Genomic DNA, 20,825 nt, shown 5'->3' with positions numbered 1-20,825 from the left:
GGTTAATCCAATCAAAATTCAAAAAAGTGTTCGAGCACACACGTAAATGAGCTCCTCGGGATCGTACCCGAAGACGTGTATGTCAATGTAATTGCGTAACGTAAAACTAAACTCATTTGGGGAGAATCTCAAATTTATTATAAATAAAATTTGAAAAGTATTGTCTTGAAGACATTAGTTTTTTCGAAACTATTTATCCTTCAAATAAAAATTTGATATTCGTCCTGGCAACCAAATATGATGGATACAGACACCGCAAGAAAGTGAAAAAGAGAATCGTCAGAATAAAAGATATAGCAGAAAAGGCCCAGACGTCGAAAGGAACCGTTGACCGTGTATTGCACAATCGTGGCAGGGTTGCCGACGATGTGCGAGAACGGATTTTAAGCATTATTAAGGAGCTTAATTATGAGCCAAACTTCATTGCACAATCACTAAAATCCCAGAGAACCTATAACCTGGCCGTCCTTATCCCCGATCCTGACGCAGATTCCTATTGGGAAGCGCCGAAAATCGGACTTGAAAAAGCAGAAAAAGAGTTACGGCAATATGGTGTGTACATTACCCTCTTCATTTTCAATTCGCATGAGGAACAGTCATTTATCGCCAAGGCTAAGGAAGTTTCAAAGGAGCATCCTGACGGGCTTTTGATCGCGCCGGTTTTTTACAAAGAAGCATTGCCGTTTTTCGACGAATGGTCAAATCTGAACATTCCTTATGTGCTTTTTAACACGCAAATCGAGCACGTCAATCCGCTTTGTTACATTGGACAAGACTCTTACAGAAGTGGTTCGTTGGCGGCAAAAATCCTGAGTTTCGGTTTGCAATCACCGGGGACCGTTTTGGTGGCGCACGTGAATGAAGATATTTCCAATTCTGCGCATTTGATTACCAAAGAGGCTGGTTTCAGGGATTATTTCAAGACTAATGACGAAGCGACTTACAAAGTGATCAGCAGGGAGATCAATTTCCCGGATGGCGAAACGCCCGATGACCAGCTGGATGCGATCTTAAAAGAAGAACCTGAATTGAAGGCCGTTTATGTGACCAATTCCAAAGCATTTGAAGTGGCTTCCTATTTGGAAAAAAACGCTTTAAAACACATTAAATTGGTGGGTTATGACTTGTTGAAGCCTAACCTGAACTTCCTGGAAAAAGAGATCATTAACTTTCTGATCAACCAAAACCCGCTCGGGCAAGGTTACTGGGGAATTCACCAGCTGGCGAACTTCCTGGTTTTCAAAAAGGACATTCAGCCAATCAAATTCCTGCCTTTGGACATTATAACCAAGGAAAACCTGGATTATTACCTGGATCCGCAATAAGGGTTTTTGTAAAACAATGTTGTCTATAAATCGCCGAACTGGCTGTACATTTCTTTCAGCTTAGGCTCTGTTTCTTTTGCGCGAATATCTTTCCGCAAAGCAGCCACACCCTGAATGTCGGTTAGTAAGCCCAAAGCCTGGAATGCGCCGAATCTTACGAAATACGAAGGATTTTCACGCGCTAATCCTTCCAAAACCGGAATGCTTTTACGCTGCACATCTTGCTTGGATTTGATCAGATACTTCCCAAAAACCTGCAAGAAATTATATTTTTCGGTAGGTTTCATCGATTTCATCTTATCTAGAAACCAATCAAAACGCTCGGGCTGGGCGAGTCCGGCGTAGTAATTTCCAACTGATGTGACGATAGCATCATTGGGGCTGTTTTCGAATTGGGCGGCAATTTCATTGGCATCGGTCGGTTGCGCCATCAGGTATTTCTCAATGGCCACGGAAACGACCTGGTAGGAACTGTCACTCAATGCTTCCCGGAAAATGGAATCGCTGTTGTTGTCTCCAAAAGAAGCCAATGTGATCATTGCCTCCGAGCGAACTTGCGGATGCGCATCCTGCCTTGCAGCACTTTGGATCACCTTTTCAATGTCTGCAAAACCATCACCATCATATTCAGAAAAATTACTGATCGCCATCTGGCGGAATTTCCAGAATGGATCCGTCATGGCTTTTACCAAAATGCCACGTGCCAATGTATCCGTAAGGTTTCCTTCAAGAGACGCCAGCGCTTCATATTTGTGTAAAAAACGATCGCTATGCGTGTATTGGAATTCCATTTCCCGCCTGTTCTTTTCGTGCTCTACAATGCCCAACAATTGCGCTTCTGCATCGAAAACAACCAGGTCGGGCTTTTTGGCGGCCGGGAATTCAAGTGTCTGGTTTGCCTTGTCGACCAACACATTATACTGACTTTTCTTACCGTTAACCCAGACATCCACTTTTAGCGGAAGCCTGTAAACCGTTGTGGCCAGCGTGTCCTGTGTTTGCTTTAATTTCAAAAGCACCTTACCCGTAGCAGCCGCATATTCCTGCTGGATTTTAATGGTCGGATGTCCCGGCTTGTGAAACCACTGATCAAAAAACCAATTCAGATCTTCTCCTGTCACTTTTTCAAATGACATTCTCAAATCATCGATCTCAGCCGTTCCGAAAGCGTGGCTTTTCAAATAATGCTGAAGCGAAGCAAAAAAAGCATCGTCACCCACGTAATTGCGCAGCATATGCAAGATACGTCCGCCTTTCGCGTAGGAATGGCTGTCAAACATATTTTCCCGATCCTTATAAAAATAGCGGATCATAGGCACTTGCTTTGTCTCGGATTCGGCCAGATAAGCTTTCATTTCCTGCAAATTCTGCCAGTCCGCCTCGTATTTTCCGTTGTTATATTCACTCCACAGATACTCCGAATAGTTTGCAAAAGATTCATTTAAAGGAAGTTGCCCCCACTCTTCTGCCGTTACATAATCCCCGAACCAATGGTGCGCCAACTCATGGGCGATCACGGCATCCGAGTTTCCATCCACCAGCGAGCGCGCATCATTCTGTACGCCTTCCTCGTGAACCGTTGCAGTGGTGTTTTCCATTGCGCCTGCTACAAAGTCCCTTACCGCAATTTGCGCGTATTTTTCCCATGGATATTCTATTCCAAAAACATTGGCAAAAAAGCCCATCATTTCGGGTGTACGGCCAAAAATCGCATGCGCATCCTGTCCGTATTTAGGCTCTACATAATAACTAAGCTCCAAACCGTTTGGCATCATGTCCTTGGCAACGACAAAGTCGCCAACCGCCAACATCGTAAGGTAAGGTGCATGCGGAAGCGTTTGTTTCCAATGGTCGATCCTCAAACCTTTTTTGCCTTCATTCTGGGCAACTAAGAGACCGTTGGACAGCGTTTTATAAGTGCTGTCAACGGTAATATAAATGTCCTGGGTGAATTTTTGATTAGGTGCGTCAATGGTAGGAAACCAGCAGCTGCTTCCTTCGGTCTCACCCTGCGTCCAGATCTGCTTGGGCTTGCCTTCATCCATGCCATCGGCATTAATAAAGTAAAGGCCTTTGTCAGATGCGCTGTCGCCGGGCTTATCACGCGGAACGTCGTTCGGACGTGCTACGTAATCTATTTTAACAAAAACCGTGTCTTTTCTGGTGTAACTCTGATCCAGCTTGATCAGCAATTTCCGCTTGTCGTAAGTGTATTCCAGCTTCTTTTTGACTTTCCCCTGAATCTCCTCTGTTGACAGTGACCCGTAATCGCCCACTGTGTCCATTAATGCAATGCCTTTGATCTCAAAGCCTTTGGCATCCAGCTCCAATGTATTTTGCGGATAAAAATGCGGCTTGAACATTAAAACGGCTGACGCGGGAACCTGTTGCTTTTCCCAGTCGAATGCCACATCCAGGCGTGTATACAGAATATCACTTTTCCTTGGCTGCTCGGGGCGATAATTGCCTTGGGAAGAAACTGCTCCCGGGTTCCTTCTTCTCAGCGTATCAGCCAACTCGGCAGCCTGCGAAGGAACAGAAAACAATAGCAATACTGTGCTGATAACAAAGATCAAACGGCCCAAAAAAAGCCCCCTATTGTGGCCGGAGACGTCTATTTTCAAGTTGATTGTGTGGATGTATGTCAAAATGATTTTGTTAGTATTTTTCGTTCTTCTCTTAAAATAAATATCAAGTCGGCAGGATCCTTCCTGCTTCTGCTGCTCTCCTGGCAGGGATATATGACACCAGCATTGTTATGATAACGACAATAATGCCTGTATAGAGTATATCTTCCCATATTAATTTAACGGGATAGGCGTCCACCAGGGATGTGGCCATTCCCATCGAAACGAATCCATATTTCAGCTGCAACAGGCAAAGCAAAATTCCACCGCCAAGCCCCGCTAAGGCACCAGAAAAAGCAACAATTGCGCCTTCTGCCAGGAAAATCCTGCGGATCAGCCCGGGCGTTGCGCCTAATGCGTAAAGCATGGACACGTCCTTCTTTTTCTCAATGGCCAGCATGCTGAGCGAAAAGAAAATGTTGATCGCAGCTACTAAAATAATGAAAGACAAGGTTATAGCTACAAAAAGTTTTTCCAGACGGATAGCCCTAAGCAAGTCCGAATTAAGCGAATCGCGATCTCTGACCACAAAACGGGCACCCAATTGCTCTGCAATTCTCCTGCTCACTCTTCCTTCTTTATAACCCGGCATGATTTGCACTTCCAGCGACGACCTTTCGCCTTCATATCCCATCAGTTTTTCAACCACTGCGATCGGAGCAATCACATAATCGTCGTAGCGTGTCTCTATAAAAAATATGCCGCCGGGCCGCAGCAGAAGATGGTTGAATGCTTCTGAGGAAGTCAGGTTCAGTGTCTTGGGACCTGTTTTAGGATACATTAACTGTAATGGCGTGAGAATATCTTCCAGGGAAATGGAGAGCGCATTTCTGACGCCTTCCGCGATGATGCCATACGGTGTGCCGCCCCGGCCGTAAAGCTTCAATGAGCCTTCAATGATAGCCGTATCCAGCTGGCCCTGGCGCTCGAATGTGCTGTCGACACCTTTCAGCCGTATAATGATCTGCTGGTTTCCATATTGGGCGAGCGCATTGTCTTCCACAACCTGCGTAACGAGCCTGACGCCTTCAACGGATTTGATCTTTTGAATAAATGCAGGGTCCACTTTGAACCGCTTGCCTTCTGCCGGAGTAACTTTTACGTCCGCATCAAAGGTTTTGAAGATCTTCCGGTTCAGGTCTTCCATTCCGTTGAACACAGACAGTACAACGACCATTGCCATGGTTCCAACGGCCACACCAGCCATAGCGATGCGGGCTATGACGCTGATGAAGCTGCGTTTGTTCCGGGAAAAAAAATAGCGGACAGCGATCCTGTACGAAAGATGCATTAGGCAGGAGCTTTAATCAATTGGATTCGTCGTCCTCGTCCGGTTGAGCTGGTGGAATAACAATATCCGAAAATAACAGGTCCATTTTGGCCGCATATTCGGCAGTATCGTCCATATAAAACTGTAAATGAGGCACGATCCGAAGCTGGTGACGCACCCTTTCGCCTAATTTCTGGCGTATAAATTTGGTGTTTTCCTGGATCGTTTCCAGTAAGATCGATTTATTTTTATCGGGCAAAAAACTCAGGTATGCTCTTGCAATGCTCAGGTCGGGCGTAACACGCACGGCTGTAATGGTAACAAAAGAGCCATTCGTCAAATGATGTGCGTCCTTTTGAAATATCTCCCCAAGATCCTTCTGAATCTGCCTCCCTACTTTTTGTTGTCTTTTAGATTCCATGTTTCAAAAGTACAAATATCCGGACTTATTTTGTTTTTGTAGAATGCGGAGTTGTAATTTCGTGAAAGTTATTCTGATAAGATATATAATCCGCATACTTCTTGTTAAGTTTTTTTCGCGTCAACGCACGGTATCAGAGCATCAGTCTGGTCGTATTTTTCCTGCTGCTCCGGCTTCCATTTTTCCTGGGTGGTGCGCCGCTGCTTATCCCGGAACTGAGCTGGATGCTGGTGGGCGAGCAAATGGGGCGCGGCTTTATGCTTTACCGGGATGTATGGGATAATGTGAGCCCCTTTTCAGGCCTTACTTACTGGCTTATAGACACGCTTTTCGGCCGCACGCAATGGGTTTATCAGCTCGCCGCGATCACCGTTTCCGTCGTTCAGATCCTTTATTTTAACTATGTGATACATTCCCGGGAAGTGTTCCCCGAGCGCACATTCCTGCCCGGCGCTTTATATGCATTATTCCTGAACATTTCTTTTGATATGGGCACGCTTTCGCCCATGCTGATGGCGAATACATTTTTGCTTTTTGCATTCGGCGCCATTGTTAAGATCCTCGTCAGAAGGGAAGTAACGCCGCAGGTTTTTGAAATGGGACTGTATATCGGAATTGCGACATTGTTTTATTTGCCGGCTTCATTGTTCATGATCTGGGCATTTCTGGCGTTGCTTTTTTATACGGGCTCAACGGTGCGCCACCATTTGTTGGGATTGTTCGGTTCTGTGTTTCCATTATTAATGGTCGTACTGTTCTTTTATATGAACAATGGCATCGAAAGCCTCAACAGAAACCTGCTAACCTCTGTTTTTCAGGTTAAACAATATAATCTGAATGATTTTGCGTCGCTGATCGCGTCCCTATTGCTCCCGCTGGGCTTTGGGGTGATGGGTTTTATGCGCATTTTCACCACGTTACGCTTCGTCAATTATCAAACGCGGATCCAGCAGGTGATGGCGCTCTGGTTTATTCTTGCGGTGTTCACCATTCCACTGATGCAGTTTATGGCGCCCATGCAGTTTGTGATTTTCATCCCTCCTGCTGCATTTTTTGCAACACATTATTTCCAGAGTTTCAGAAAAAAAAGCTGGGCTGACGAATTTCAGTTTATCACCATGGGGGCTGTGATCCTGATGATCCAATATCAGGGTTTACGCGGCATTATACCCGGATTATCTATGGGTAAGCTTGAAAATTTACGCGCGAAGCAAGCGGCGCTTCCCGAACAGATCCAGAACAAGCGCGTGCTGGTGCTTGGGCAGCATTCAGGAGAATATATCAATAATTATACAGCCACGCCTTACCTCAACTGGGAGCTTGCCAGCTACGATTTGCGCAACCTCGACAATTTCGACAGCGTGATCCATGTCTATGACAACTTCAAAAAAGACCCGCCGGATTACGTCATCGACAAAGTGAACATTATGCCGAAACTGCTTTACCGCGTTCCGGCATTGAGAAATCAATACGAACCAAGCCCCTGGAAAGGGATTTATCAGCGTAAGATCTAGCAGGCAATTTTATCAACGCGCGTTTGATGACGGCCGCCTTCAAATTCCGTTGCCAGAAATGCGCCTACGCTTGCCAGTGCCGTTTCCAGTTCAATAAACCGAACGGGTAAGCAAATAATATTTGCATCGTTATGCTGGCGTGCTAATGCTGCTAATGGCAGGTCCCAAACAAGCGCTGCACGGATTCCCTGATGCTTGTTGGCCGTAATGCAAACGCCCTGGCCGCTGCCGCAAAGCAACACGCCTTTTTCAAATTCACCGCTTTCAACACCACTCGCCACCGGATGGGCAAAATCTGCATAATCAGCAGAATCGGCGCTGTATGTGCCGAAATCCTTCACTTCAAAACCGTTTGTCGTTAACCAGTTAATGACTGGCTCCTTATATGGAAAACCCGCGTGATCCGAACCGATAGCAATTTTTCTCATTACTTTTTTGTTAATTGTAACCATCCGCTTTATCATCAGCGGCGGTTAAAGTTAATATTTTATATTTTTAATGATGCAGTAAGCAAAGTTACAATTATCTACTTCAACAACTAAATTGAACACCCTAATATGAGTGAAGAAGCAAAACCGACGAATGCTGAACTAATAGATGTTTCCCTCATGAACCCCGCAGTTCCCGAAGATGAAAAGCGGATCAAAGAGGCTTTTGAAGACCGGAACTGGAATGAAATAAAAAGTGCCGATTCCTGGGTTGTATTTAAAGTAATGGCCGAATTTGTGGAAGGTTTTGACAAGCTGGCTAAAATTGGCCCTTGCGTTTCAATCTTCGGATCGGCGCGGACGCTTTCTGATAATCCGCATTATAAAACAGCCGAAGATATTGCGGCAAAGCTTGTCAGGCATGGATACGGCGTGATCACAGGCGGTGGGCCCGGGATTATGGAGGCGGGTAACAAAGGTGCGCGTGAGCAAGGCGGAAAGTCAGTTGGATTAAACATCAAACTCCCTTTTGAGCAGCATAGCAACATTTACATTGACCCGGACAAGAACATCAATTTCGATTTTTTCTTTGTACGGAAAGTGATGTTCGTGAAATATTCACAGGGCTTCATCGTCATGCCGGGCGGATTTGGAACTTTGGATGAAATGTTTGAAGCGATGACATTAATCCAGACCAAAAAGATCGGCCGCTTCCCTATCGTGCTGGTAGGAAGCAGTTACTGGGTAGGTTTGCTTGACTGGATCAAGGGAACCATGCTCACAGAAGGCAACATTAATCCGGAAGATCTCAAACTGATCAGCATTGTAGACACGCCGGATGAAGCCGTGAAAGTGATCGACAATTTCTATAATAAATATATGTTGAAGCCAAACTTCTAAGCATTGAAGCGATCCTCAACATTAAACAGAGCCGTATCTCAATCAAAACGAAGATATGGCTCTATTTTTTTGATCATTGCATCATTCACAACCCGAACTTTCCGAAGCTCGTCCATGGTCCGGAAAGGCCCGTGCTGGTTGCGGTAATTGATGATAGTAGACGTAATTTGTTTGTTTTTGAAATACGGATGTTTTCCTAAATCCTCAACATTCACGCTGTTCAGGTTGATTTTCTTCACAGCGCTGTTAATCTTTCCATACCGGTAAAGTTCTCCCAGTGCAAGGGAATCCAGCCCAAAAATCTCCGCATATTGATCCGTAGAATGAAATCCGCCCAAAGCATCCCGAAATTTCAGGATGCGGATGGAAAGCTTGCTTCCTATCCCACGCAATTTTACGAGTTCGGTTGTATCTGCCGTGTTAATGTCAAATGCTGTTAAAACCGATTTTGCGGGTTTACTGAATGCTGGATGCGGTGGTTTATCTTTCCCAATGTTTTTTTCCATTTTACCAACGCTTTTTTCTGATGTTTCCGGGGAGGCAAAGACGATGTGTTTTTCCAGCTTATGGAACAGTTCGGACGGAAAATCGTAAATATTCAGCAAATCGTTTTTCTTTCGGAATTTTCCTCCTTTGCTGCGAAACTTATCAATTCTGTTGGCAATAAATGCAGGAATGCCGAGGGTTTCCAGCTGGTCCACAGAAGCCGAGTTAGGATCAAAATCAAACAATCTGACCGGCCTTGCGGGCTTTTTTGGAAATGTTTTTTTAGCAAATGGTTTGAATTTCCGGGTTTTGGACTGATTCGCCTTTTCCAGTTCAGCGGCCAGACTGTCAAGCATTCTTATATTAACCGGCCGCTCCTCAATGGGCAGATTGGGCAAGAGATACCTTCTAAAAAAGAATGGTAACCATAACAAAAGCAAACAAAGCACCATGAGCACCAGCGCGCCCCTTGCTTCCTTTTTTGAAATACCAAAATACGATTGCAGCAATTCTGCGATTTTCCGAAACATTTGCTAAGACATTGATTTGCCTTTGGACGCAGGTTTCAGGTTTTGGTCACAAAAAAAACTGCGAAGACGTTTTCACACCTTCGCAGCCAGATATTTAGTCAATAATTACTGATTCACAGAAACGCTTCCGCTGCTGGCTGACAGTGTTACCGGAATGCCGCCGCCATTCATTTTACCTCGAACACGGTCTTTTGCTGCCTCGCCATCAAAGTTTTTGAGTGCAATGTTGACCTTGTTGCCTTTCAGGTCCAGATCCACACCCTTATCCATCGGCATGGTGACACGCACGCTTCCTGCTGAGCTTGACAGGTCCACATATTCGCCCAGCTTAGCGATTTCCACCTCAATGCTTCCTGCACTTGTGCTCGCCCGCAAACTTCCCGAAACATTGGCCAGCCTTACCGAACCGCCCGATGTGCCCGTATTCAATGTGCCTTTTATATCCTCACCTTTTACGCTCCCGCCGCTCGTGCGTGCTTCAATGTCGCCTTCAAGACCGTTCAGCGCAATGCTGCCGCCGGAAGTTTTGAGCTGGATTTTTCCGGTTAATTCGGTTGCCTTAATGCTTCCGCCGCTGGTGTGCAGGTCAATGTCTTTTCTGCAATTCATCACATCAATGCTGCCTCCGGAAGTCCTTCCGCGGATTATGCCGTCGAGGTCGTTCACTTTAAGGCTTCCACCGCTGGTTTCAAAATTCTGCTCACCGCTCAGCGATGCAATGTGAATGCTTCCGCCGCTTGTTTTCAGGTATGTTTGTGTATTTCTTGGCGCCGACACTTTGAACCCGATGGAAATGCTTTTTTTATCATTCCATTTTACATTGTTTTTCCGCTTGGCTGTTGCCACGACCCGGTCTCCTTCTGTTCCAATGAGTATGTCGTAGTCTTCCAGGCGGTCTTCAATTTCTTCCTTGTTCAGGTCACTTTTCCCGTTCCAATTGTTAGGTCTGACATACATTTCCACCTGGAACCCGCTGTTTTGGCCGCCATCCACCGTGATGGAGCCGCCGGACGTTTCAACATTGAGTTCTTTCAGGTTTGCGCTGTTGAATTTTTTGGTAACATAAGGCTTATCGCTATCCACCTGGGCAGAAACGGCCCCTGCTGTGAAAAGCGTAAACATCAATAAAAGTAGTTTTCTGTTTCTCATGTCTAATATGATTAGGTTTTGCTGAATGATGCCAGATTTGGCTGCGAGGTTGCATGGTCGGTACGATTTTTGAAATAATATTCTCAAATACAAAAAGACAACTATGAAAACCTTTCACATTGAAGTGGCGAATGATTCGGAAGAGGAACTGATCACTAAAATCCTTGAAAATCTGCAACAAAAAGGAATGATCCATTTTAGCGAAGTACAAGCACACGAGGGCGAAGGAAAGCGCGTGCCAGCTTCCGAAGAACAAGTCCAGGAAATCATTGACGAAGCCGAGCTTGGGCCCTACTATTCTGACAAAGAAGCCAAGGACATTCTTAATTTATAAGTTTTTGCGACTCAACCCGGGTCGCATTTTCGTTTTTCAGGAAAGATGAAAACCATTTCCCTGAATCCTTAATCGTGCGTTTCTGCGTCGTGAAATCTACATGTACCAGCCCAAATCTGGCAGAGTAACCTTCTGCCCATTCGAAATTGTCCATCAACGTCCAGGCCAGGTAGCCTTTTACTTTTACACCTTCATTTTTGGCTTTTAAAATTGCGGCCAGATATTCCTGATAGAATGATCTGCGTTCAGGATCATGAATCTTTTCTCCTTCCACATTGTCGTCGAAAGCTGCCCCGTTTTCTGATACAATGATCTCGCGGATCCCGTCATAAGCATCAAATTGTTTGAGGATGTCATACATTCCCTTACCGCTTACCTCCCAGCCCATTGCCGTCACCGGCACATTTCGGAGCTTTGCGGGCACATCTTTGAGCCATACCACCGGCGCAAAATAGGAATGCTTCACCACTACGCTGAAATAGTTTTGTATACCAATAAAATCAAAATCAAATTTCAACCGTTCGGCATCACCAGCCTGCATGTAACGCTTCATGTTTCCTAAAAAACTGAATGCATCCTTCGGGTAACCCAGACCCAATGCCGGCTCGATAAAAAGCCGGTTCATCAATGCGTCGGCACGCTTTGCAGCGCGTACATCCCTAATGCTTGTGCTCGCTGCGTGTACATATGAACATGAAATGGCCGTTCCTATATAAGCATTGGCAACATTGCGCCTGATCACTTCACCGCCAATGGCCTGGCACATGGCCAGATGATGCACAACGGGCAAGAAGTTGCTGATACTTTTCCGGCCCGGCGCGTGCAATCCCGTGGTGTAGCCCAGTCCCGCAACGGCCATCGGCTCGTTCAGCACGATCCATTTTTTAACCCTGTCACCAAATGCATTTGCACAAATGGCTGCATAGGACGCGAACCAGTCGAGAATTTTACGGTTCTTCCAGCCGCCCAGGTCTTCAAGCGCCTGTGGAAGGTCCCAATGATAGAGCGTGATCCAGGGAACGATATTGAGTGAAAGGCATTTGTCAATCAGTTTATTATAAAATAAAATCCCGGCCTCATTGACGTCACCGGATCCTTTGGGCAAAATGCGTGACCACGAAATCGAGAACCTGAATTCCTTAAAACCCAATGCGTGGACCAGCTCAATATCCGCTTCATAGCGGTTATAAAAATCACAGGCAATGCGTGCATCGTCGCCATTCCTGATCTTTCCTTTGACCAAAGCAAACTTATCCCAAACACACGGACCACGGCCGTCCATATCCACCGCTCCTTCGATCTGGTAAGCTGCCGTAGCAACTCCCCAGCTGAAATCATCCCCAAAATCCTGCTTGCTCAATCGAATGTCCGTAGTCACTGCTGCCCTTTTATAAGCCGGAAAGTTAAAAACATATTGCAAAAGAAAAGCCCTTCATCCGATAATTACGGATGAAGGGCTTTCAAAATGATACGCAACTTTTATCTTACGATAAGGATTTTGCGCGTCAGGGTTCCGTCGTTGATTTTAACGAAATATGTTCCCTGGCTTAATTTCGTGACGTCGATCGCGTTCGATGCGTCGGGCAATGCGTTCATAACCAGCACACCTCTCTGGTCGTAAAACTTAACACTTGAAATGGCCTGGCTGCTGTTCAGTACGATGCGATCCGTCGTAGGGTTTGGATAAACGCTTAATTGAGCATCACCATCAAACTTCAAGCTTTTGATCGTACTAAATGCAAATGTGCCGTCCAGATCAACCATTCTTAACCGGTAAAGGTTAGAAGCCAAAGGATTAGTGTGGGTATAGCTGTATGGAACCAATGATTTGCTTTCGCCTTGCGCTGCCACAATATCAAGCACTTCCCATTTCTTGCCGTCACCGCTGTGCTGCACTTCAAAGTGATCCGAGTTCGTTTCCGAAGTTGTTGACCAGGATAATGTTGCAACAGTTCCTTCTTTCTTTACATTGAAAGCCGACAATGTTACTGGAAGCGGAGGGCCTGAGAATGTCAGACAGCCACCGTCAACCGCCAGGTAATCTTCTGATCCTGAGCCTTTGATGCGGATAATTTTAGTCGTTACAGGGATTGAACCTGCAATAATGTATTTCTGCATACCCCATGGATCGCTGCTTATCAATTTGTCGATCTGTTGTGTTAATGTTCCAAGCACTTTATTAGAACCATCCAGGAAGATCACTTCGATTTTCTGATCTCTGTTTTCTTTCACTGCTGCGAAAATGTTCAATGTAACCGCATTTCCAAGTGACGATTCAAATGCAAAATCCTGAGTAAATGAACCATTACCAGCCAGGATCAGGCTTTTGGAACCACATACAGCAATGGTAGCATCTGCAAATACGTTTCCTACGGTTGTCCAGTCTCCTACTCCATTTTCAAAGCTGCCGTTAACCAGTTTATTGTCGGTACAAGTTTCGCATGGCGGGGTTGTAGGCGGGGTTAACGTCATACATACCACATCTACTTTGAAAAAATTACCACCAGAGATTACGCTAATACGCACTTTGGTTGCACCAAGAGGAGCTCTTTCTGACAAGTTGTATTGTTGTAATTTGTGCTCCTGTGTTACCTTATAATTCATTTGAACCAGGTTTTGAGGCGTTTCAGCAACCGGGATCAAAGCACCTGCGCTCGAATAGAATTCAAGCTTGAACTGATGGTTTTGGCCAGTGTCATGCGTTCCACCGTAAACGCTTACGTTCACTGTTGTACCGGATGTCAGGCTCGCTTCCTGGTAAATTGTTCCTGCGCCTTCGATCAAACCATTTTTCTTACCGCAAATGCTATATGGATCATCTTGTCTGAAATTCGTACCCTGCGTTTTCACCCAGTAGTTCGTTCCGTCTTCGAAACTTCCGTTTTTCAGGGAATTTTCCGAATCCTTGCAGCAATCTGCTGTTGTAGGAGGAGGAGTTATTGACATACACGCCACGTCGATTTTGAAATAACCACCGCTGGCAGAAAATCTGAATTGAACCTTAACCGCATTGGCTGGAACCGAAGCCTTTGATAATGTGAATTTTTTCAACCTGCCATTTCCAGTCACTTGATAATCCATATCAACAGTCACGCGCTCGTTCTCGATTTCGTAACCGTTCCTATCATAAAAGCGAAGCGAAAATTTGTGGCTCTTGCTGACATCATGGGTACCACCATATACAGACATATTAATGGCGCTTCCGCCAGTGATCGCTACTTCCTGGTACACGTAACCCGATTGATCAATCAAACCATTGTAGCGACCGCATTGGTTATACGCTTCATCCAAGCGGAAGTGAGTGCCGTCCGCTTTTTTCCAATAATCCAATGATTCAAAATTTCCGTTTTTAAGCGCATTCTCTGAATCCTTGCAGCCACAATCGTCTGTGGCATTGGCCGTTCCGGCAAATCCTAAGGTTAAGAGTAAGAAACAGATGAGTAAAGTAAAGTTTTTCATAACATAATTGATTTGTAATTAATTAGCTGTAAGAGCAAGACGTTTAAGTAAAATCTACGATGCAAATGTATGGTTCAGATCAACTAAAAATATCACTTTTTTTATATTACATTATGACCAAACTTATATCTATTGCAAATTTTAAAGTAATTTTACATTTCAATTATAAAGTATTATTACAGCAAAAATTTTATTAATTCACTTTTTATGAGTGAGTTAATTTTGTCTCGTTCTGGTAACTGGTTGGAACATCACCACGGGCAAGACAAAAACCAATATATAACTATTTCAATCCAGGCCTTAGTCAAACGCTAATAGCTACACGTTGGAAGATGCAGTAAAATGATTGGTGCACGAAATGTGTATAAGGGTTACAACCACTGCGAAAGCCATTTATTAAATCAAATAGAACTGAGGCCATCAGATAAGTGATCTGCGTTTGATAAGCGAACCGTTTCTACAACTGGCATAAACGGTCGTGTGAAAAATTTCGAAGAAAAGCCTTTGCAAGCTCGTTTAAGCTTGTTTTGACAATGATGTTAAAAGTGTAGCAGAACCTTAAAATGCATTGAGAAAATTCGACAAAAAAAATTTTGATCTTTTTTCGGGTTCTACAAATTTTCCAGCGGTTTTCTGGTGTGTAGAATATAGTTTGGCCGGTAATCCCGCAGATAAGCCGATATGCCGTTAAAAAAGTGGTAAGAAAGATAAACAGAAGATTATGAACCGAGTGCGTTTAACTTATTAACCGCAGGCTCATTTTTAAGGACACACAAAGATTGTGATAAAACATCGCCAAATGCTCAAAACGGTCTATTCACAAACCGCACTCGTGTTCAGCGAGTTAAAAGTATAAAGTGGGATAATGTAGAAATACTGTGAGGGCAGGCATCAGGCGAAGATGGGTTTCGGCGTATAAACTTCAAAAACCTCCCGCAGCTCCTGCAATGCTTTCCTGATTCTGGATTTAACAGTTCCCAAAGGCAAACTTAGCCTTTCCGAAACTTCTTCATGCGTATAGCCCTGGAAATAGACCATTTCAATAAGCAATTTGCGCTCGGGAAGCAGGCGCTCCACGATTGAGCGAATATCCATTGTAGCAGGGAGCGGATTAAAAATAGACGAGGAAACAAGATCACCGTCTCGGACAAGTTCAAGCTGGATAACCCGCTCTTTCTTCATTTCCACACGCAGCTTGTCTATGGCTGTGTTACGGGCAATGTTCAAAATCCAGGTAAAAAGCGTCCCTTTCTCAGGATTGTAGTGACCAATATTTTTCCAGATTTTCAGAAAAGTATCTTGCATAGTGTCACAGGCACGCTCCTCATCTTTCACAATCTTGACAATAATACCATACAACGCCGAAGAGTAGTTATCGTACAAATATTCAAAGGCACTACGATCGTTGGATTTCAGAAGAGATACAAGCGTTGCTTCTGTGTAGGTATACTTGGCAGTCATGTAGGTCGCTATTTGTCTGGGTTTTTGATCCGGCTGTATCCGGCTTTTCTAATTTTATTAATATTGTTCCAGTTCGGTTTACAATCAATCTGTGTAATTTACACCCAATGTGGGGATCGGCATTTTACCTAATCATTCATTAAAATGACCTCTAAAAGCATTTTCGTTTACATTTTTGTGTGGATTTTATTCGCCTGCTCGTCGGATCATCAGTCATCCGGTGATGCGGAAAAATTGAAACAGATCGGGCGGGAATACGTGACCCTTGGCCTGACCATTGGTCAATACGACCCCGACTTCGTAGATGCATTCTATGGGCCAGATTCACTGCGCCCGGCGCCAGTGAAAGACTCTGCCGATTTCCCGAAAGACAGTCTGATCCTCAGGATTTCAGAGCTTAAAAAAGAGGTTACCGAACTGCTTGCCACGGAAAAAAACGATACAATCCGCCACCGTGCTGCGTGGCTGGGATCACAGCTTACGGCTTTTGAACGCCGGGTGAAAATTGTTGCCGGCGAGCGCGAGGCATTTGATACAGAATCCCGCGATCTGTTTGATGCCGTTGCGCCGGTTTATGGTGAAAAACATTTCCAAGACCTGATTGCAAAAATGGACGGCATATTGCCGGGCACCGGCCCGCTTCCGGGCCGTTTTCAGCGATTAGCGTCCAGGTTTTTAATCCCAAAAAATAAGATTGACACCGTCTTCCAGGTTGCGATTGCAGAGGCCAGACGACGAACAAAAGAACATTATACATTGCCGTCCGGGGAAAATTTCAAGCTTGAATATGTGACTGACAAACCCTGGTCGGGATATAACTGGTATAAGGGCAATTACCAAAGCCTGATCCAGATCAACATTAGTCAGCCTATTTTTATTCAGAGGGCAATTGACCTGGCTTGCCATGAAGGTTATCCGGGGCATCACGTGTTTAATGTGCTTTTGGAAAAAAATATTTACCACGACAAAGGTTCACAGGAAATTTCGCTGTATCCGCTTTTCAGTCCGCAGTCGCTGATTGCCGAGGGAAGTGCCAATTATGGCATTTCAATTGCTTTCCCTGGCGACGCTCAGGAGCAATATTGCAAGCAAGTCCTGATGCCTTTGGCGGGTATAGATACGACCGGCGCGCATCTTTATTTTGAAGCGCTTAAAATCAGCTCGGCGCTCAACTATGCACGGAATGAAGTAGCCAGAGGCCTTATCAATAAATCCATGGATGACAAGGAAGCATTGCGCTGGCTGACAGACTATTGCCTGCTGACAGAAAAAGGCGCTACGGACTATCTCAGATTCATAAAAAAATATGGAAGTTATGTGATCAACTACAATTACGGACAAGACCTGGTCAAAAATTACATTGAAAAAACGTTCGGCCAGGATCCGGATAAACGCTGGAAAGCATTTGAGAAATTATTAAGTAATCCAATGAAAGCCAGCGACCTGCTGGCGACCGACAAAAAATAATCCAAGTGAAATCAAATTACCTAAACCTAACAACCTTAATTCTTCTCACCCACTTAATCACTCCCAACAAAGGATTTGCCCAAACCCAAAACCCGAAAAAATACATTTGTCAAAAGACACACAGCCCGATAGAAATCGATGGCAAGCTCGACGAACGTGTTTGGGCAAAAGCGCTGTGGACTTCCCGGTTCGTTGACATTGAGGGAGACGTAAAACCGCTTCCCTACCAGCATACGCAGGCAAAAATGCTTTGGGATGACAAAAATTTATACATCGCCGCGATCATCGAGGAAGAGCACATTTGGGCATATCAGCAAAAGAAAGATCAGATCGTTTACCTCGAAAATGACTTTGAAGTGTTCATCGATCCCGATGGCGACGGTGAGAATTACTATGAACTTGAAATAAATGCCATCAACAATACATTCGATCTGTTCCTGCCGAGAACTTACAAAAATGGCGGTCGCGCGCAACTTAAATGGGACATTAAGGACCTGAAATCGGCAGTGAACATTGACGGGACTCTGAATGATGCCAGAGACAAGGATAAGCGCTGGATCCTTGAAATAGCGATTCCGTTTGCATCGCTTTCCCATGAGAACGTGCCTGCCATCATGCCCGAAAGCGGTTCTGAGTGGCGGATCAATTTCTCCCGCGTGAACTGGCAGCATGAAATCTCGGACGACGGCAAATATGCGAGAAAGAGAAATCCTGAAACCGGCAAAGTTTTACCCGAATACAACTGGGTATGGTCGCCACAGGGAATCATTAACATGCATTTCCCTGAATACTGGGGTTACCTTCAATTTGTTGACTCAAAAGAAAAGAAGAATAAAAAATGAAAAATTATCTGCTTTCACTCCTGATCATTGCCACGACATTCGTTCACGCACAGCCCGCGGCGGTTGGCAAAACTGCTGTGGATCATAAACTTGTAAAAAAGCTGGAAGCTGCAATGGTGGGCTTCAACGGACAAGCCGGCATTTATGTCAGAAACCTGAAAACAAACCACATAGCCGAGGTGAATGCAGATTCGATATTTCCTACCGCAAGCATGGTGAAGGTGCCGATCCTGTGCGGGATTTTTGATAAAATCAACCGGGGCGAAATCGCATTTACGCAGGAACTGGTTTATCGCGATTCTCTGAAATACGACAATGGAATCGTTGGATCATTCAGGGACAGTACGAAAATCGCTTTGCCGAAAATCATACATTTGATGATCTCGCAGAGTGATAACACAGGCAGTTTATGGCTGCAAGCGATGGCGGGCGGCGGTGCGGCGATCAACCAATGGCTGGATTTGAATGGATTTGCCAACATTCGCGTGAATTCCCGCACGCCTGGAAGGAAGGAATATCAGGCTAAATATGGCTGGGGACAGACCACGCCGCGGGAAATGGCTGAGCTGGTGGCAATGATCCGTAATGGTAAGGCAATTTCTCCTGCCGCGAGCGAGCGCATGTATCGCTATCTGGGCATGCAGTTTTGGGACGGAGAATCAATTTCCCAGGTCCCGCCGCATGTTAAAGTGGCTGCTAAAACGGGCGCTGTGAATCAGGCACGGTCGGAAGTGATGGTTGTCCACGCGCCGCACGGAGATTATGTGGTTTGCGTGGCGACAAAAAATCAGAAGGACGAATCGTGGCAAAAAAGCAATGAAGGCTTTGTGCTCCTCCGCACGCTCTCGGCCATCATCTGGAACCATTTCGAACCTAAAAGTGACTGGAAACCACTGCCTGAATCCGACAAATTCTGGTTTTAAAACCTTCCGGACCATTCAGGTCCGAAAGGTTTTGTCATGGCTAATGACTTTCGTCTGACTCAATGCCCAGCACACTCAAACGATATGGTGTAGCTGAAACTTTGATTTTTTCAACTTTTGAAAAATCGTCGGTGCTGATCCGCAGCAATTCTCCGCTTTTAGGTTGGGTAATGTAGATAAACCGTGTGGTTGCTTCCAACTGCGGTTTTTGTGTTTCATCTTTGGCGGTTGCAGGAATGACCGATCCGGTTTTCTTGGCTTCATTAGTTTTCAAATCAAAGATCCGCACTTCACCGCTATGCATCAGAACAACCAGGTTGTTGCCCGCATAATCTACTTTGACCTGCATAATGTCAGCATTGGCAAAAACCGGTGTCACTGTATTTGCGGTTATATCAATCAGGTAAGCGCCTTTTGCAGCGGTGTAGCCAATGAATTTACCAGCTCCTTTCGCTTCCAGTATTGAACCAAACCACGCATCGCCGAAGTCAGCAGGATGTGCGATAAGCCTTTGTTTTCCGCTCGGTTCCACAACCAAGATCCCGCTGGAAGAACCGAACAGGGAAACCGAACCGTTTGTAGCATTGCCGTGAATGCCCTTTGTTTGAAGCGAAGAAGCAAAAAGCGTTTTGCCGGAGGCGTCGATAATTTTCACGCGCTCGGGCAAAGAGCCTGCTACCGACCCGTCTTTTTCTGTAATAGCGTAAGTGCCGTTATCAAACTTGGTCATTGCGCCGTGATGGGCAACCTTTCCTGCATTAATAATCGTCATTTTTGCTCCTGCTGTGTGGAATTCCGCTTCCTTGGCGATGGCCAGCGTTCCGTCCCCATCATTGAAAGTGATAATTTCATCGCCTTTGCTCTTAAAATGCGTTGGCTTGTTTCCGGTTCCTGTTAATGCGCCGAATTTTGGAGTCCCTTTCACGTCAACATGGTCGCCGTGGCCTTCAAAACCTGTATCAAAAAGTTGGACAAAATTATTCGCACCATTAACCAATGCACCGAAACGTCCCGCCTGCGTTCCATATAATGCTGATTTCGGAAACTGCGCTTCGAATTTTTCAACTGTCAGCTTAACAGGATCAACCAGCGAGATTTCCCTGCTCAGCTCATCATTGACCAGGATCCGGATGAATTTGAATTCGCTTTGTGCTACCGGGTTAACAGGGTTGTCGTCATCCTTATCGCAGGAAGCGAGCGCGAAAACCAGTCCGAGTGTCAAAAGTGTTTTGGATAAATGCTTTTTCATAAAAAAATCTTTAAATGCAACATTGATGCAAATATAAAATCATATGATTCAATAATGCAACAATGATGCAAATAAAGATTTTTCCGGGATGCTGATTCTCGAAGCTAAGCGATCGCCTCTCTAAGCAGATTTCGGCTTTCTTTTTTCACAAATGTGATGGGTACGAAATCGTCATTTGGCGCGCCTATGTAGTAAACCGTCCATTCCGGGTCGTGATGCGACAGCATTTCGCTGATGCAATCGGCACGATGCGCGACCGGATTTGAGCAGTCTTCCCAATAAAAAAGCTCAACACGGTAAAACAAATTTTGTTTGATACCATTGATTGTTACTTCAACTTTAATCTCCTGCTTTCCTTGAAGCGGCGGGATTGGGATGGCGATATGGCTCATGGTTTTAAAGATTAGAAATGCGACATAGCGGACGTTTTAGTAATGAAA

The 20,825-nt window shown here is 45.1% G+C and carries 18 protein-coding genes; 7 read left to right on the top strand and 11 right to left on the bottom strand.

All coding sequences use genetic code 11. The features are described 5' to 3' along the window. The first annotated feature begins 263 nt into the window (after positions 1 to 263). Complete coding sequence (locus L0659_RS09110; RefSeq protein ID WP_235125565.1) at positions 264 to 1,325, top strand: LacI family DNA-binding transcriptional regulator; 1,062 nt, start codon at positions 264 to 266, stop codon at positions 1,323 to 1,325. Positions 1,326 to 1,348: 23 nt separating this feature from the next. Here the strand turns inward: L0659_RS09110 and L0659_RS09105 are convergent, their stop codons facing one another. From L0659_RS09105 to rbfA, 3 genes are read right to left on the bottom strand one after another with little or no spacing between them, the layout of a single operon-like run. Next, positions 1,349 to 3,973, bottom strand: a complete 2,625-nt coding sequence (locus L0659_RS09105; RefSeq protein WP_235125563.1) for a M1 family metallopeptidase — start codon at positions 3,971 to 3,973, stop codon at positions 1,349 to 1,351. 43 nt (positions 3,974 to 4,016) lie between these two features. After that, positions 4,017 to 5,243: an FtsX-like permease family protein gene (locus L0659_RS09100; protein WP_235125561.1), complete on the bottom strand. Its 1,227-nt coding sequence runs from the start codon at positions 5,241 to 5,243 to the stop codon at positions 4,017 to 4,019. Positions 5,244 to 5,259: 16 nt separating this feature from the next. After that, positions 5,260 to 5,643, bottom strand: a complete 384-nt coding sequence (gene rbfA, locus L0659_RS09095; protein WP_026632313.1) for a 30S ribosome-binding factor RbfA — start codon at positions 5,641 to 5,643, stop codon at positions 5,260 to 5,262. 101 nt (positions 5,644 to 5,744) lie between these two features. On the opposite strand from rbfA, the gene L0659_RS09090 reads away from it, so the two are divergent. Further along, positions 5,745 to 7,157: a hypothetical protein gene (locus tag L0659_RS09090; protein ID WP_235125559.1), complete on the top strand. Its 1,413-nt coding sequence runs from the start codon at positions 5,745 to 5,747 to the stop codon at positions 7,155 to 7,157. On the opposite strand, the gene rpiB is transcribed toward L0659_RS09090, so the two are convergent. Beyond that, positions 7,154 to 7,585 carry a ribose 5-phosphate isomerase B gene (rpiB, locus tag L0659_RS09085; protein ID WP_234607969.1) on the bottom strand — a complete coding sequence of 144 codons (432 nt, stop codon included), beginning with the start codon at positions 7,583 to 7,585 and terminating at the stop codon, positions 7,154 to 7,156. The genes L0659_RS09090 and rpiB overlap by 4 nt on opposite strands. Positions 7,586 to 7,714: 129 nt before the next feature. Between rpiB and L0659_RS09080 the strand changes: the two genes are divergently transcribed. Next, entirely contained in the window at positions 7,715 to 8,485 is a 771-nt protein-coding gene (locus L0659_RS09080; RefSeq protein ID WP_409018883.1) for a TIGR00730 family Rossman fold protein, read from the top strand. 38 nt (positions 8,486 to 8,523) lie between these two features. Here L0659_RS09080 and L0659_RS09075 read toward each other — a convergent pair whose 3' ends face one another. Then, a complete protein-coding gene (locus L0659_RS09075; protein ID WP_235125557.1) occupies positions 8,524 to 9,501 on the bottom strand; it encodes a helix-hairpin-helix domain-containing protein in 978 nt (325 codons plus the stop codon). 105 nt (positions 9,502 to 9,606) lie between these two features. Continuing rightward, positions 9,607 to 10,650 (bottom strand): DUF4097 domain-containing protein, encoded by a 1,044-nt coding sequence (locus L0659_RS09070; protein ID WP_235125555.1) that lies wholly within the window; start codon positions 10,648 to 10,650, stop codon positions 9,607 to 9,609. A gap of 103 nt (positions 10,651 to 10,753) precedes the next feature. Here L0659_RS09070 and L0659_RS09065 point away from each other — a divergent pair, with 103 nt between their 5' ends. Then, a complete protein-coding gene (locus tag L0659_RS09065; protein ID WP_235125554.1) occupies positions 10,754 to 10,984 on the top strand; it encodes a hypothetical protein in 231 nt (76 codons plus the stop codon). On the opposite strand, the gene L0659_RS09060 is transcribed toward L0659_RS09065, so the two are convergent. From L0659_RS09060 to L0659_RS09050, 3 genes are all read right to left on the bottom strand, one after another. Continuing rightward, positions 10,974 to 12,362: a GH1 family beta-glucosidase gene (locus L0659_RS09060; protein ID WP_235125553.1), complete on the bottom strand. Its 1,389-nt coding sequence runs from the start codon at positions 12,360 to 12,362 to the stop codon at positions 10,974 to 10,976. The genes L0659_RS09065 and L0659_RS09060 overlap by 11 nt on opposite strands. Positions 12,363 to 12,463: 101 nt before the next feature. Beyond that, a complete protein-coding gene (locus tag L0659_RS09055) occupies positions 12,464 to 14,443 on the bottom strand; it encodes a T9SS type A sorting domain-containing protein (RefSeq protein WP_235125551.1) in 1,980 nt (659 codons plus the stop codon). 891 nt (positions 14,444 to 15,334) lie between these two features. After that, complete coding sequence (locus tag L0659_RS09050) at positions 15,335 to 15,904, bottom strand: RNA polymerase sigma factor (protein WP_235125549.1); 570 nt, start codon at positions 15,902 to 15,904, stop codon at positions 15,335 to 15,337. Positions 15,905 to 16,048: 144 nt separating this feature from the next. On the opposite strand from L0659_RS09050, the gene L0659_RS09045 reads away from it, so the two are divergent. Genes L0659_RS09045 through L0659_RS09035 form a run of 3 tightly spaced genes read left to right on the top strand, consistent with a single transcriptional unit; the run spans position 16,049 to position 19,136 of the window. Further along, positions 16,049 to 17,371 (top strand): hypothetical protein, encoded by a 1,323-nt coding sequence (locus L0659_RS09045; RefSeq protein WP_235125547.1) that lies wholly within the window; start codon positions 16,049 to 16,051, stop codon positions 17,369 to 17,371. Between the two features lie 5 nt (positions 17,372 to 17,376). Continuing rightward, positions 17,377 to 18,213, top strand: a complete 837-nt coding sequence (locus L0659_RS09040; RefSeq protein WP_235125545.1) for a carbohydrate-binding family 9-like protein — start codon at positions 17,377 to 17,379, stop codon at positions 18,211 to 18,213. Continuing rightward, a complete protein-coding gene (locus L0659_RS09035; protein ID WP_235125543.1) occupies positions 18,210 to 19,136 on the top strand; it encodes a serine hydrolase in 927 nt (308 codons plus the stop codon). Before L0659_RS09040 ends, L0659_RS09035 begins: the two co-directional genes overlap by 4 nt. A gap of 40 nt (positions 19,137 to 19,176) precedes the next feature. Here L0659_RS09035 and L0659_RS09030 read toward each other — a convergent pair whose 3' ends face one another. Further along, positions 19,177 to 20,385, bottom strand: a complete 1,209-nt coding sequence (locus L0659_RS09030) for a hypothetical protein (RefSeq protein WP_235125541.1) — start codon at positions 20,383 to 20,385, stop codon at positions 19,177 to 19,179. 104 nt (positions 20,386 to 20,489) lie between these two features. Further along, the gene (locus tag L0659_RS09025) at positions 20,490 to 20,777 is read right to left on the bottom strand and encodes a hypothetical protein (protein ID WP_082213557.1); all 288 of its coding nucleotides are present in this window, start codon (positions 20,775 to 20,777) and stop codon (positions 20,490 to 20,492) included. Positions 20,778 to 20,825: the final 48 nt, after the last annotated feature.

It is taken from the genome of Dyadobacter sp. CY347, assembly GCF_021502655.1.
Lineage (GTDB): Bacteria > Bacteroidota > Bacteroidia > Cytophagales > Spirosomataceae > Dyadobacter.
This window is presented reverse-complemented; position numbering and strand designations above follow the sequence as displayed.

Bases quoted from the DNA above. Each gene is read 5' to 3' on its own strand.
- L0659_RS09100 (WP_235125561.1), bottom strand. From the start codon at position 5,243: ATGCATCTTTCGTACAGGATCGCTGTCCGCTATTTTTTTTCCCGGAAC.
- rbfA (WP_026632313.1), bottom strand. From the start codon at position 5,643: ATGGAATCTAAAAGACAACAAAAAGTAGGGAGGCAGATTCAGAAGGAT.
- rpiB (WP_234607969.1), bottom strand. From the start codon at position 7,585: ATGAGAAAAATTGCTATCGGTTCGGATCACGCGGGTTTTCCATATAAG.
- L0659_RS09080 (WP_409018883.1), top strand. From the start codon at position 7,715: ATGAGTGAAGAAGCAAAACCGACGAATGCTGAACTAATAGATGTTTCC.
- L0659_RS09075 (WP_235125557.1), bottom strand. From the start codon at position 9,501: ATGTTTCGGAAAATCGCAGAATTGCTGCAATCGTATTTTGGTATTTCA.
- L0659_RS09070 (WP_235125555.1), bottom strand. From the start codon at position 10,650: ATGAGAAACAGAAAACTACTTTTATTGATGTTTACGCTTTTCACAGCA.
- L0659_RS09065 (WP_235125554.1), top strand. From the start codon at position 10,754: ATGAAAACCTTTCACATTGAAGTGGCGAATGATTCGGAAGAGGAACTG.
- L0659_RS09055 (WP_235125551.1), bottom strand. From the start codon at position 14,443: ATGAAAAACTTTACTTTACTCATCTGTTTCTTACTCTTAACCTTAGGA.
- L0659_RS09050 (WP_235125549.1), bottom strand. From the start codon at position 15,904: ATGACTGCCAAGTATACCTACACAGAAGCAACGCTTGTATCTCTTCTG.
- L0659_RS09045 (WP_235125547.1), top strand. From the start codon at position 16,049: ATGACCTCTAAAAGCATTTTCGTTTACATTTTTGTGTGGATTTTATTC.
- L0659_RS09035 (WP_235125543.1), top strand. From the start codon at position 18,210: ATGAAAAATTATCTGCTTTCACTCCTGATCATTGCCACGACATTCGTT.
- L0659_RS09030 (WP_235125541.1), bottom strand. From the start codon at position 20,385: ATGAAAAAGCATTTATCCAAAACACTTTTGACACTCGGACTGGTTTTC.
- L0659_RS09025 (WP_082213557.1), bottom strand. From the start codon at position 20,777: ATGAGCCATATCGCCATCCCAATCCCGCCGCTTCAAGGAAAGCAGGAG.